Annotated in this window: 9 protein-coding genes and 1 tRNA gene; 4 read left to right on the plus strand and 6 right to left on the minus strand. The window is 70.2% G+C overall.

The genetic code is table 11. The features are described 5' to 3' along the window. Positions 1-83: 83 nt before the first annotated feature. The 5 genes from BM430_RS31215 to BM430_RS31235 all read right to left on the minus strand — a co-directional run bounded on the left by BM430_RS31215 (position 84) and on the right by BM430_RS31235 (position 7,968). Complete coding sequence (locus tag BM430_RS31215) at positions 84-2,399, minus strand: xanthine dehydrogenase family protein molybdopterin-binding subunit (RefSeq protein WP_093571103.1); 2,316 nt, start codon at positions 2,397-2,399, stop codon at positions 84-86. 355 nt (positions 2,400-2,754) lie between these two features. Then, positions 2,755-3,108, minus strand: a complete 354-nt coding sequence (locus tag BM430_RS31220) for a HigA family addiction module antitoxin (protein WP_093571104.1) — start codon at positions 3,106-3,108, stop codon at positions 2,755-2,757. Between the two features lie 377 nt (positions 3,109-3,485). Then, positions 3,486-5,249, minus strand: a complete 1,764-nt coding sequence (locus tag BM430_RS31225) for a response regulator (protein WP_093571105.1) — start codon at positions 5,247-5,249, stop codon at positions 3,486-3,488. Next, the gene (locus BM430_RS31230; RefSeq protein ID WP_093571106.1) at positions 5,242-5,703 is read right to left on the minus strand and encodes a response regulator; all 462 of its coding nucleotides are present in this window, start codon (positions 5,701-5,703) and stop codon (positions 5,242-5,244) included. Before BM430_RS31230 ends, BM430_RS31225 begins: the two co-directional genes overlap by 8 nt. Positions 5,704-5,712: 9 nt before the next feature. Further along, entirely contained in the window at positions 5,713-7,968 is a 2,256-nt protein-coding gene (locus tag BM430_RS31235; RefSeq protein WP_093571107.1) for an ATP-binding protein, read from the minus strand. A gap of 690 nt (positions 7,969-8,658) precedes the next feature. Between BM430_RS31235 and BM430_RS31240 the strand changes: the two genes are divergently transcribed. From BM430_RS31240 to BM430_RS31255, 4 genes are all read left to right on the plus strand, one after another. Next, on the plus strand, positions 8,659-9,528 hold the full coding sequence (locus BM430_RS31240) for a LysR family transcriptional regulator (RefSeq protein ID WP_280142298.1): 870 nt from the start codon (positions 8,659-8,661) through the stop codon (positions 9,526-9,528). 151 nt (positions 9,529-9,679) lie between these two features. After that, entirely contained in the window at positions 9,680-10,873 is a 1,194-nt protein-coding gene (locus BM430_RS31245) for a CaiB/BaiF CoA transferase family protein (protein ID WP_093571108.1), read from the plus strand. 8 nt (positions 10,874-10,881) lie between these two features. After that, positions 10,882-11,808 (plus strand): hydroxymethylglutaryl-CoA lyase, encoded by a 927-nt coding sequence (locus tag BM430_RS31250; protein WP_093571112.1) that lies wholly within the window; start codon positions 10,882-10,884, stop codon positions 11,806-11,808. A gap of 139 nt (positions 11,809-11,947) precedes the next feature. Next, the gene (locus BM430_RS31255; protein WP_093571109.1) at positions 11,948-13,270 is read left to right on the plus strand and encodes an MFS transporter; all 1,323 of its coding nucleotides are present in this window, start codon (positions 11,948-11,950) and stop codon (positions 13,268-13,270) included. 245 nt (positions 13,271-13,515) lie between these two features. On the opposite strand, the gene BM430_RS31260 is transcribed toward BM430_RS31255, so the two are convergent. Continuing rightward, positions 13,516-13,592: transfer RNA gene (locus BM430_RS31260), tRNA-Met, on the minus strand. Positions 13,593-13,602: the final 10 nt, after the last annotated feature.

Consider the following 13,602-nt stretch of genomic DNA (forward strand, 5'->3'; position numbering starts at 1 on the left):
CGGTCCCGGGTTCGCCGCATGCGAAAAACGGCGCCCGGCCGGGAGGCCGGGCGCCGCGTGTCAGGACGCGAGGGCCGTCGCCGTCAGGCGGCGGCGGCCTTGCGCAGGGGCTCGAGCGCCGCGAACATCCGGGCCGGGGTCGCCGGCATGTCGATGTCGCGCAGGCCCACGCTGCGGTCGAGGGCGTCGACCACCGCGTTCATCACCGCCGGGCAGGAGCCGATGCTGCCCGCCTCGCCCGCGCCCTTGATGCCCATCGGATTGGTGGTCGAGGGCACGTTCTTCGTCTCGAAGTGGAAGAACGGCACGTCGCCGGCCCGCGGCATGGCGTAGTCCATGAAGCTGGCGGTCAGGAGCTGGCCGTCGTCGTCGTAGACCGTGCGCTCGTGCAAGGCCTGGCCGATGCCCTGCACCACGCCGCCATGGACCTGGCCGGCCAGCAGCAGCGGGTTCACCACGATGCCGAAATCGTCGCAGATCGAGTAGCGCACCACCTCGGTGATCCCGGTCTCGGGGTCGATCTCGACCTCGGCGACGTGGGTGCCGTTGGGGTAGGTGGCGCTCGGCGGCACGAAGTCGCCCTGGCCGGTCAGCATCGCCTCGCTGGCCTTCGGCAGGCTCGCCAGCGCCGCGAAGTCGATCGACTTGTCGGTGCCGGCGACGCGCACCGCGCCCTCCGCGATCTCGAGGTCGCCGACGCCCGCCTCCAGCTCCTCGGAGGCGAGCTCCTTGAGCTTGCCGGCGAGGTTCTGCGACGCTGCCCCGACCGAGATGCCCCCGACGGGAATCGAGCGCGAGCCGCCGGTGCCGGCCCCCGTCGCGACCTTGTCGGTGTCGCCCTGCACCACCCGGATCCGCTCCAGCGGCAGGTCGAGATGCTCGGCGGCGAACTGGGCGTAGGCGGTGGCGTGGCCCTGCCCGTTCGACTGGGTGCCGACATAGACGGTGGCGCCGCCGTCCTTGTCGAGGGTGATCTTGACGTCCTCGCCCTCGCCCCAGGCGGTGCACTCGATGTAGGTGGCGAGCCCGATGCCGCGGACCAGGCCGTTGCGGCGGGATTCCTCGGCGCGGGCCGGAAAGCCCTCCCAGTCGGCCGCCTCGATGGCGCGGCCCATATGGGCGGCGAAATCGCCGGTGTCGTAGGTGCGGTCGCCGATCGGCGTGGTGTAGGGCATCGCGCTCGGCGGGATGAAGTTGCGCCGGCGGATCTCGGCCGGCGACATCCCGGTCTCCCGCGCCGCCCGGTCGACCAGGCGCTCGATCAGGTAGGCCGCCTCCGGCCGCCCGGCGCCGCGATAGGCGTCGACCGGCACGGTGTTGGTGTAGACGCCGCGCACCCGGACGAACACCGCCGGGGTCTTGTACACGCCGGTCAGCATCGTGGCGCCGAGATACGGGATGTAGGGCCCGTACTGCGACAGGTAGGCGCCGAGATCGCCGATCACGTCGAAGCGCATGGCGAGGAAGGTGCCCTCAGAATCGAGCGCGACCTCGCCCACCGAGAGGTTGTCGCGCCCCTGCGTGCAGGCGACGAAGTGCTCGCCGCGCTCCGACACCCACTTCACCGGCCGGTTCAGCCGGCGCGCGGCCTCCGCCGCCAGCGGATATTCGCGGTAGGTGAAGGTCTTGGTGCCGAAGCCGCCGCCGACGTCGCCGGTGACGACGCGGATCTGGTCCTTCCCGACCCCGAGCACGCCCGTGAGGGTCTTACGCAGGCCGTGCACGCCCTGGCTCGGGATGGTGAGGGTGAAGCGCTTCGTCCCCGCATCGTACTCGGCGACGACGCTGCGGGTCTCCATGTAGTTCGTGACGAGGCGCTGGTTCTCGACCTCGACCTTCACCACCTTGGCGGCCTTGGCGAAGGCGGCGTCGACCGGCGCCTTGTCGCCCATGGTCGAATCGAACGAGACGTTGTCGGGCTGCTCGTCCCACACGGCCGCGGCGCCGCCGGCGATGGCGCCGCGGATGCCGACGACGGCCGGCAGCACCTCGTAGTCGATGCCGATCGCCTCGACGGCGTCGCGGGCCTGGGCCCCCGTCTCGGCGACCACGAAGGCGACGGCGTCGCCGATATGCTTGACGACGCCCTTGGCGAGCAGCGGGATGTTGGCGACGTGGTTCTGGCTGCCGTCGCCGTTCGGCAGCGGCGCCTGGCACTTGATGTCGCCGAGGCCGGCCACGTCCTCGGCGGTGAGCACGAGGTGCACGCCGGGCATCGCCCGGGCGGCCTCGAGATCGGTGATGGTGAACTTCGCGTGGGCGTGCGGGCTGCGCAGCAGGGCCGCGTGCAGGCAGCCCTCGGGGGTGTGGTCGTCGCCGTAATGGCCCTCGCCGGTGATCAGCCGACGATCCTCGACCCGGCGCAAAGGCTGGCCGAGACCGAACTTGGTCACTGTCATGGGAACCTCGCGATGCGATGCGGAACGGGAGACGCGAGCGGGCGCGCGGCGCGGAGGCCGGCCCGAGGGGATCGGGACGCGGATCGGGGCGCGCGGGCTCGCGTGATCGGGGGGATGCGACGGCGGACGGCGTCCGGTCCCGCCTGCGCGGGGACGCGGATCCGGAGCGGTTCGGCCCCGGTCATGGGTGTCACCATGGGGCCTGCCATATGGGTCCTACCATGCGGCGTTCATCCTCCCGTGGACCGGCCGAGCGTGCGGCCCGGTCCTTATCGGGGCGAACCTAGCACGCCGGATCCGAGGCGTCTGCGGCGCTGCTGACGCGGCCTGCCTCGTCTTTTGCGCCGCGGGAGCGTCACGCCGCGTCCGGTACGGGACTGATCCCGTCCAGCTCGTCTCCGATCTCCGCCAGCAGCGTCTCGCTCTCGAATCGGATCTGGAGGTTGAGCCAGAACAGGTGCGAGGTGCGGAAGTAGCGGCCCAGGCGCAGGGCGGTGTCGGCGCTGATGCCGATTTCCTCCTTCACGATGCGCTCGATGCGCGAGCGCGGCAGGTTGAGGGCCTTGGCGATCACCCCTGCGGAGAGGCCGAGCGGCGCCATGAACTCCTCGCGCAGGATCTCGCCCGGGTGGACCGGCGGCAGCACCGTAATGCTCTCGGGATTGTCGAAGGACCGTCGAAGGGCGTCGAGCGTGATGGTGTCCGACATGGGGCAGCCTCCCTCAAAGCCTTTCCGTTCGCTCGACGGTTTCGACTTCCTCGGCGTCATTCCGGGGCCGCGCAGCGGAACCCGGAACGACGCGGATGGTTCAGGTCACAGTCCACGACAGGAGCGTATGGCCGAGATCCGACTTGGCAGAGCCTTACCGGTCAAACGGTCGGTTTTCCACTGCTCCCTTTCCCGGACGACTGGAACGAAGTGGAAGGAGATCCGGGATCCAGCGCAAGAAGTCGCGAAGCGTCCGGTCGTCTGCAACGTTGCAAGATACAGAGCCGCTTCGCGGCAAGTCCTTGTGCTGGATCCCGGATCTCCTTCCGCTGTCGCTGCAGTCGTCCGGGAAAGGGGGAGCCCTACAAACTACGGCCTCACCCCCGCCCCGTACCGACCGCCCTGACCGCCGCCTCGCTCCCCCCACTCACCAGGGTCAGCCGCGGGCGCGGGTCGAGGATCGACGCGACTCTGCGCTCCAGGTCCTCGCCGCGGAACGGCTTCTGCACCACCCGGTCCTCGCCGCCGCCCTCGATCCGCGACAGGGCGGTGTGGTCGGCGTAGCCGGTGACGAACAGGATCTGGATCTGCGGCCAGCGGCTGCGGATCACCGTCGCGACCTCGGCCCCGTTCATGCCCGGCATCGCGAAGTCGAGCACCGCGAGGTCGACGCAGGGGTCCGCCTCCAGGGCCTGGATCGCCGCGAGGCCCGAGCTCGCCTCGCGGATCGCGTAGCCGGCCTCGCCGAGGCGCGTCGTGGTGATGTCGCGGACCGCGCTGTCGTCGTCGACGACCAGGATCACCCGCCTGTCGCCCGGGTCACGCCAGCCGGCGCAGTCGATCTCGGCCGGGCGCACCTCGCGCGGGGCGACCTCCGCCGCCACCCGCGGCAGGTAGACCCTGACCGAGGTGCCCTCGCCCGGCGCGGTCTCGATCCGCACGCCGCCGCCCGATTGCTTGGCGAAGCCATAGACCTGGGCGAGGCCGAGCCCGGATCCCTTGCCGACCTCCTTGGTGGTGAAGAACGGCTCGAACACCCGGGCGAGCACGTCGGGGGCGATGCCGGTGCCGGTGTCGCTCACCGCTACCATGGCGTAATCGCCCGGCGGCGGCTCCTCGGGCCGGGTCGGCTCGTGGCTGAGCGCCACGTTGGCGGTCTCGATCGTCAGGCAGCCGCCGACCGCCATCGCGTCGCGGGCGTTGATCGCCAGGTTGAGGATGATCAGCTCGATCTGGGTCGCGTCGACGAGGGCCGGCCAGAGGTCGGGCTGCAGGGTCATCTCGATCCGGACCGAGCCGCCCATCGAGCTCTGCAGCAGGTCGCGCATCGACGCGACGGTCTGGTTGAGCTGCACCGGCACCGGCGCCAGCTTCTGGCGGCGCGAGAAGGCGAGGAGCTGGGCGGTGAGCCGGGCGCCGCGCTCGGCCGCCCCGCGCATCATGTCGAGCCGGCGCTTCGAGCGCTCGTCCGAGACCGCGCGCTCCAGGAATTCGATGTTGCCGGCGATCACCGTGAGCAGGTTGTTGAAGTCGTGGGCGACGCCGCTGGTGAGCTGGCCCACCGCCTCGAGCCGCTGGGCCTGGCGCAGGGCGTCCTCGATCCGCTCGCGCTCGGCGATCTGGTGCTGGAGGGCCGCGTTAGTCTCGGCGAGCTCCCGCGTCCGCTCCGCGACGCGCTGCTCGAGGGATTCGTTGAGGTCGCGCAGGGCCTGCTCGGCGGCGTCGCGGCGCAGATGGGCGCGGGCCTCCGAGAGGGCGCGCAGGATGACCCGCGGCAGCCGGTCGAGGCGCTGCTTGGTCACGTAATCGGTCGCGCCGTGCTTCAGCGCCTCGACGGCCACGTCCTCGCCGAGGGTGCCGGAGACGAACACGAAGGGGACTTCCGGGCAGTTCGCCCGGGCGGTGGCGAGCGCGCTCATCCCGTCGAAGGCGGGGAGCACGTAATCGGCCAGGATGATGTCGTGGCGGCGCTGGACGGTCGCCGTCGTGAACGCGTCGCGGGTGATCACCCGGTCGACCGCAATGGCGAGCCGCGCATCCTCCAGGATGGCGCAGAGCAGTTCGGTGTCGAGGTCGCTGTCCTCGAGCAGCAGGATGCGCAGGGGCGCGCCGCCATCCGCCGGCGCTAGTGCCTCACTCACCGGAGGTCCAATCGGTGCGGTGGGGCGGCGGCTCGTTGAGCACGGCCCAGAACACGCCGAGATCCTGGATCGCCTCGAAGAATTCCTTGAACCCGACCGGCTTGACCACGAAGGCGTTCACGCCGAGCTGGTAGGAGCGCACGAGGTCGCTCTCCTCCCGCGACGAGGTCAGCATCACGATCGGGATCGCCCGCATCTTTGGGTCGCCCTTCACCGCCGCCAGCACCTCGAGCCCGTCGACCTTCGGCAGCTTGAGGTCGAGCAGCACTACGGCGGGATCCTGTACCGGCCGGTCGGCGTGCGGGCCCTGGCGGCGCAGGAATTCCAGTGCCTCGGCGCCGTCGCGGCAGATGACGATCTTGTTCGCCAGCTGGCTCTTCTCGAGCGCCGCGAGGGTGAGCTCGATGTCGTTGGGGTTGTCCTCGACGAGGAGGATCGGCTTGAGGTCGGCCATGGCGCGTCTCTAACGGATGGGGAGCGTGAAGTGGAAGGTCGCGCCTTGGCCGAGGACGCCCTCGGCCCAGACCTGCCCCCCATGACGCTCGACGATTCTGCGGACATTCGCGAGCCCGATCCCGGTCCCCTCGAACTCCTCGACCCGATGCAGGCGCTGGAACACGCCGAACAGCTTACTGACATAGGCCATGTCGAAGCCGACGCCATTGTCGCGCACGGAAAAGACCGCCTCCCCCTCGCGGTCGGCCTCGCGGAACACCTCGATCACCGCCTCGGGCCGGCCGCGGGTGTACTTGACCGCGTTCGACAGCAGGTTCTCGATCACCAGCCGCATCATCACCGGGTCGGCCTGGGCCCGGCCCAGCGGTCCGACCTGCCAGCGGATCGCCCGCTCGAGCGGGATGTCGCGGATCATCTTCCGGCGCACGTCCTCGACGAGCTGGTTCATGTCGCAGGAGATGCGGTTGAGGGCGTTGCGGCCCATCTGCGAGAAGGTCAGCAGGTTGTCGACGAGGGTGCCGGCGGAGAACGCCGCCTCGATGATGGTGTCGACGTAGCGCCGGCCGCGATCGGTGAACTTCTCGCCCTCGCGCGAGCGCAAGAGTTCGGCGTAGCCGACGATGTGGCGGAACGGCGCCCGCAGGTCGTGGCTGACCGAGTACGAGAACGCCTCCAGCTCCTTGTTCGAGCGCTGCAATTCCTCGGTGAGCGCCGCCAGCTCCTCGGCCCGGCGCAGCACGATGCCGAGCACCGCGGCGCGCAGGTCCTTGGCGGTGTCGACCTCCGGCACGGTCCAGGGCAGCGAGCGGCCCTGCAGGGTCTCCTTCCAGGTCTCGAAGGACTTGCGCGGGTGCAGCCGGTCGGGGCCGCCGGCCGGGTCCTTGGAGGTGACCTTCTTCGGGTCGCCGCCCCAGCGCACGGTCTGCACCACCTCGGGCCGGAACCACAGGACGTAGCTGGCGTACTTCTCCGAGATCGAGATGGCGAGAAGCCCGCTCGCGGTGTCGGCGATGGTGCGCGCCGGCGGGAATTCCTCGCCGAGCGCGTCGGTGACGTGCACGGCCTCGCCGCCATGCTCGGCCGAGAGCCACTCGTAGACCGCGCGCACCTGCCGCTCCGAGGGAGTGCGGCCCATCAGGTGGCAGCGCTGGTCGGTGACGATCGCCGCCCCGCCGGCATTGGCCATCGCCAGCACGTCCTCGGGGTGGTTGAGGAAGCCTTGGACGAAGGTCTCCTCCTCGGCCATGAAGCCGAGCAGCCGCGACTGGATCGCCCCGAGGGCCAGGCGCTGCTCGGAGAGCGCCCCGCGCTCCTTGGCGGCGAGCTGCAGCGCGAAGGTCTGGGTGAGGATGTCGCAGGCGTTGCGGGTCTGCAGCGGCACCCGCCGCGGCGTCTTGTTGTGGCAGGAGATCAGGCCCCACAGCGCGCCCTCGACCAGGATCGAGATCGACATCGACGCCATGGTGCCCATGTTGCGCATGTACTCGACATGGACCGGCGAGACGCTGCGCAGGATCGACTGGCCGAGATCAAGGGGCTCACCCGTGGTCGGCGACAGCGGCGGCACCAGCGGCACCGGCTCGTAGCCGGCATCCGGGATGATGCGCAGGCGGTTGCGGCGGTAGAGCTCGCGGGCCTGGGCCGGGATGTCGGAGGCCGGGAAGCGCAGGTCGAGGTAGGACGGCAGCACCCCGTTGCCGTCCTCGGCCACCACGGTGCCGTGCCACTCACGGTCGAAGCGGTAGACCAGGGCGCGGTCGAACCCGGTGAGCAGGCGGATGTCGGCGGCGAGCAGCCCGCACAGTTCCTCGACGGTCGAGGCGCCGTGCAGGGCCTCGATGAAGGCCCGCAGCCGCGGGTAGAGCGTGTCGAGGGTGCCGGAGACGGCGGTCTCGCCGGCATTCTCCTCGAATTCGAGCACCGTGCGGTCGCCGGAGCGGTGGGCGGCGAGGTCGTAGAGGCGCGGGCCGGCCCCGGTCTCAAGGGTCAGGACGCCGAGATAGGCCGCGCCGTCATGGTCGAGCTGCGTCGTCAGCGCCTCGACGAGGGGCGCCCCGATCTCCGGCATCGCCTCGGCCAGCGGCTTGCCGCGGGCGTCCGCCGCCGGGCGGCCGGGGAGGTCGGGCAGGTTCGCGCTGGCCTGGGCGACGTCCAGGTCCGGTCCCTCGAGCGCCAGCAGGAAGCCGTGCGGCTGCAACGTGCCGAGGATGTGGATCGGCTCCTTGTCGCAGGCCGTGAGTTCCGCCGGTTGCACAGACCGCATGGCCGCCCTCGTCCCTCGCACCGCTCGAATCGTGACCGGGTTCTACCGAGGCACCTTAAGGGAAGGTAACCAATCCCACCAGTGCGTGAAACCCGCACGGCGGCGTGAATCGGCCTCTCCCCCAGGTTCTCGTGCGGCATCGCGTGCGGACTCGTGTCCCGACGATCGGTGGCCGATCACAGGTTTCTCGGTCCACATCAATTGGTCTATCGGTGCCGACGGCTAGTAATCTTTGTAATCTGCCCTCATAAGCACTGGGTATTCGTCGATCGTCGGGGCTCGCTCGGTCGAAGAGGCGTGAGCCCTCGGACAGAAGGCGGGCCCGCATCCATTCGGCGAGGGCTGGGTCCGGGCGGCCCTCTCCGGACGGCCCGAGCTGCCGCAGAGGCCGGGATCGACGACGCCATGGCGCGCCGTCCCCGAGGCGCGTACGATCCGTGGCAAGCTTGCGCGGGTCGCAATCCCCCAAGCTCAATCCTTTCATGCGAAATCCGATTGATTGCTTCAGGCGATTCTGCCGGATCGCTCTCGCAATGCGGATTTCGGCTTCACTCAGGCGCCGCGCCGGCTAGTGATACGACGTCCGGAAGGAATTTTCCGGACGTCGTATCACCGACTGCGAGGAGAGAACGGGCCATTCCCGACGAGCTTCCCGCCTCCGGCCTCCTCAACCGCCTCGACCTCAAGACGCTGCGGCTGTTCGCGGCGATCTGCGAGGAGGGCACGCTCAACGGCGCGGCGCGGGCTGCGGCGATCGCGCCGTCCGCCGTGAGCAAGCGCCTGGGCGAGATGGAGCAGGCCTTGGGCTGCCAGCTGCTCACCCGCGAGCCGCGGGGCATGCGCCCGACCCCGGCGGGCGAGACGCTGCTCCACCACACCCGCCGCATGCTGGCGAGCGCCGAGCAGATCGCGCTCGAACTCGCCGAGCACGCCAAGGGCGTGCGCGGCATCGTCCGGATGCTCGCCAACCTCTCGGCGATCGTGCAGTTCCTGCCCGAGGACCTGCGCGCCTTCCTGGCCCGGCAGGGCGCGATCAAGATCGACCTGGAGGAGCGGCCGAGCGGCGGCGTGATCCGCGGCGTCGCCGAGGGCGCGGCCGAGATCGGGATCTGCTCCGGCTCCGTCGCGGCGCTCGACCTGCGCAGCCACCTCTACCGGCGCGACCGGCTGGTCCTGGTGATGCGGCGCGAGCACCCGCTGGCCTCGCGCGCGAGCATCGCCTTCGCGGAGGCGCTCGGCTACGACTTCATCGGCCTGCACGCCCAGAGCTCGATCTACGACAGCGTCCGCGCCGAGGCGCAGCGCACCGGCCGCCCCTTGCGCCTCCGGGTGCATGTGCCGGGCTTCGACGCGGTCTGCCGCATGGTCCAGGCCGATATGGGCCTCGGCGTCGTGCCCGAGCAGGTTTTCGGCCTGATCGGCGGGGCGATGCAGCTCGCGGCGGTGCCGCTCGTCGACCCGTGGGCCGCGCGCGAACTGATCATCGTGACGCGGCCCGGCACGCTCTCGCCCGCCGCCGGGCTCCTCGTCGCGCACCTGTCCCAAGCACATCTGTCGTAAGTGCACCTATCCCAGGCCGCCCTGTCCTGATCCCGCGTACCTCGTCGCCTGCGTTCTCCTAGCGCGAACGGATGCTCGCGAGATACGGTTGGATCCGCCCCGGCCTCCTCCAGTATAGACAGACACAACCAAGACTGATGGAGGACACGCCATGAGCGGACCGCTCGCGGGCATTCGCGTTCTGGAACTCGGCCAGCTCATCGCCGCGCCCTTCGCCACCCGCATGATGGCGGAATTCGGCGCCGAGGTGATCAAGGTCGAGCCGCCCGGCGAAGGCGACCCCCTGCGCAAGTGGCGCAAGATGCACGAGGGCACCTCGCTCTGGTGGTACCTGCAGTCGCGCAACAAGAAGTCGATCGCCGTCAACCTGAAGTCTCCGGAAGGCCTCGCGGTCGTCAAGCAGCTGGCCGGGAGCGCCGACGTCGTCGTCGAGAATTTCCGGCCCGGCGGCCTCGAGAAGCTGGGCCTCGGCTGGGACGTGCTCTCGGGCCTGAACCCGAACCTCGTGATGGTCCGCATCTCCGGCTACGGCCAGACCGGACCCTACCGCGACCGGCCCGGCTTCGGCGCCATCGGCGAATCGATGGGCGGCCTCCGCTTCACCACCGGCGACCCGAGCACCCCGCCGGCCCGCGTCGGGGTCAGCATCGGCGACACGCTCGCCTCGCTCCACGGCGTCATCGGCGCCCTGATGGCGCTCCTGCGGGTCAAGACCGGCCAGGGGGCCGGCCAGGTCATCGACGTCTCGCTCGTCGAGAGCGTGTTCAACGTCATGGAGAGCCTGGTGCCGGAATACGACCTCCTGGGCGAGGTCCGCACCCGCACCGGCGGGGCGCTGCCGGGGATCACGCCCTCGAACACCTACCCGACCAGGGACGGCGGCTTCGTCGTCATCGCCGGCAACAGCGACCCGATCTTCCGCCGCTTCATGGCGGCGATCGGCCGACCCGACCTCGCCGAGGATCCCTCCTTTCGCAACAACGAGGGCCGCTCGAAACAGGCCGCGATGCTGGATGCCGTCATCACCGACTGGACGAAGAGCCGGAGCGTGACGGAGGCGCTGGAGGTGCTCGACCGCGCCGAGGTCCCGGCCGGCCGGATCTACTCGGTCGCCGACATCGTCACCGACCCGCACTACCTCGCCCGCGACATGATCCTGCAGGCGGACCTGCCCGGCGACACGAGGGTGAAGATGCCCGGCATCGTGCCGAAGCTCTCCGAGACCCCCGGCACCGTCCGCTGGCAGGGCCCGGCGCTCGGCGCCCATACCGACTCGGTTCTCGAAGAACTCGGCTTCGACGAGGCCGCGATCGCGGCTTTGCGCCAGAAGGGAGCCGTCGCGTGAGCCAGATCATCGTCCAAGATTCGATGATTATCCAGGAGGTCGCGACCCGCGACGGCTTCCAGATCGAGCCGGTCTTCGTGCCGACCGCGGAGAAAATCCGGCTGATCGACGCGCTCTCAGGTGCCGGCTTCACCCGCATCGAGGTCTCGTCCTTCGTCTCGCCGAAGGCGGTGCCGGCGCTCGCCGACGCGGCCGAGGTCTTTTCCGGCATCACCCGCCGCCCCGGCACCACCTACGTCGCCCTCGTCCCGAACCCGAAGGGCGCCGAGCGGGCGCTGGCGGCTGGTGCCGACGAGATCAACCTCGTGGCCTCGGTGAGCGAGACCCACAACCGCGCCAATATGGGCATGACGCCCGAGGCCTCGATCCAGGGCTTCTCCGCCATCATGGCGACGGTGCGGGGCGAGGTCAGCGTCAACGCCACCGCCGCGACCGCCTTCGGCTGCCCGTTCGAGGGTATCGAGCCCGAGGACAAGGTGGTGGCGCAGGTCGAGCGCTACTTGGGCCTGGGCGTCGACGGCGTGACGCTCGCCGACACGACCGGTATGGCCAATCCGCGCCAGGTCGCCCGCCTCGTCGCCCGGGTGCTGCCGCTGGTCGGGCCGGAGCGCCTGACGCTGCACTTCCACAACACCCGCGGCTGCGGTCTCGCCAACGTGCTCGCCGCCTTCGAGGCCGGCGCGCGCCGGTTCGACGCGGCGCTCGGGGGGCTGGGCGGCTGCCCGTTCGCCCCCGGCGCCACCGGCAACATCTGCACCGAGGACCTGGTCAGCATGGCCGAGGAGATGGGGCTCGCGACCGGCCTCGACCTCGACGCGCTCATCGCCCTCTCCCGCGACCTGCCCCGCCTCGTCGGCCACGATGGGCCGGGCCAGGTCGCCAAGGCCGGCCGGCCGCTCGACCTGCATCAGGCCCCGCCGCTCAAGGCGGCCTGACACCGGCGGGACGCCGTCCGCTCGAGAAGACGGCCCCGCCCCCTCCCCCCGCCGAACCCTGCCACGCCCGGCAATCCGGGCGAAGGCACCCCCATGCCCGCATCGCGGGCGACGTCTTTGCATGCCCGGAGGAAACCCCATGGCCATCGCCACCGCCGGCCCGCTCGCCGGCACCGACTCCCTCACCGAAGCGAGCGTCGTCCGCAAGGTCGCCTGGCGGCTGATGCCGCTGATCATGATCTGCTACCTGTTCGCATTCTTCGACCGCATCAACATCAGCTTCGCCAAGTTCCAGCTCCAGAGCGACCTCGGCTTCAGCAACGTCGCCTACGGGCTCGGCGCGAGCATGTTCGTGGTCGGCTACGTGATCTTCGAGGTGCCGTCGAACCTCGCCCTCTACCGGGTCGGCGCGCGGCGCTGGATCGCCCGGATCATGATCTCGTGGGGCATCGCCACCGCGCTGATGATCTTCATCCGCACCGAGTGGCACTTCTACGTCCTGCGCTTCCTGATCGGCGCGATGGAGGCCGGCTTCGCCCCGGGCATCCTGTACTACCTCACCCTGTGGTTCCCGGCCTCGTTCCGCGGCCGCGTCACCTCGTTCATGTTCGTCGCCTCGGCCTTCGCGGGCATCGTCGGCGCGCCGGTGGCCGGGCTGATCCTCGGCGGCCTGAACGGCGTCGGGGGGCTGGCCGGCTGGCAGTGGCTCTTCCTCGCCGGCGGCCTGCCCTGCCTGATCCTCGGCGCCCTGGTGCTCACCCGCCTCGAAGACCGCATCTCGGACGCGCGCTGGCTCTCGGCGCAGGAGAAGGACCTCCTGTCCTCGCGCATCGCCCACCACAACCGCGACATCGGCGATCACTCGCTCTGGGGCGCGATCAAGCAGCCGGGCTTCCTGCTCATCGCCTTCGTGTACTTCCTGCTCCAGGTCGGCTCCTACGGCCTGAATTTCTGGGGGCCGGACCTGATCAAGACCGCGACCGGCGGGACCGCGGCCTCGGTCGGCTTCCTGACGGCCATTCCCTACATCTGCGGTGCGATCAGCATGGTCGTCATCGGACGCCTGTCGGACGCCTCGGGCGAGCGGCCGAAATTCGTCGCCGCCCTGGCGGTCGCGGCGGCGATCGGCTTCTTCCTCGCCGGCCTGTTCGACAAGCAGATCGTGCCCTTGATGATCGCCTTGGCCCTTCTCGGCTCCGGCATCGTCGCGTCGATTCCGACCTTCTGGACCCTGCCGGCGAAGCTCGTCACCGGCGTCGGCGCGGCGGGCGGCATCGCGCTCATCAACACGCTCGGCCAGTTCGGCGGCATCGTCAGCCCGGTCATGGTCGGCTGGGTCAAGGACCTCACCGGCTCCACGACCCCGGCGCTCTACGGCATCGGCTGCCTCTGCCTCGTCGCGGCCGGGCTCCTGCTCTTCGCGATGCCGGAGAGCCTGCGCCGCAACGACCGCAGCGTCTGACCGATAAAAAGGGGGCGGCTCAGATACGCCGCCCACCCGACCGGGTCGGCGGCTCAGGGATGGGATCCGAGAGCCACCGGCGGCAATCGCCTTTCGGGACGAAGGCCCCTCCCCCATCCCCCGGTGCGACCGTGATGGGGTCACAGCCAGAACGACTCCGCCGCGCCGAAGGGCAGATCTCTGGTCCACTGGCCTGAGATACGAACAAGCCCGCCAGCTTTCGCTGACGGGCTTGTTCATGTGGTTGGTTGCGGGGACAGGATTTGAACCTGTGACCTTCAGGTTATGAGCCTGACGAGCTACCGGGCTGCTCCACCCCGCGCCAGGGTGTG

The sequence above is a fragment of the Methylobacterium sp. 174MFSha1.1 genome (genome assembly GCF_900116815.1).
In the GTDB taxonomy this organism is placed as follows: Bacteria; Pseudomonadota; Alphaproteobacteria; order Rhizobiales; family Beijerinckiaceae; genus Methylobacterium.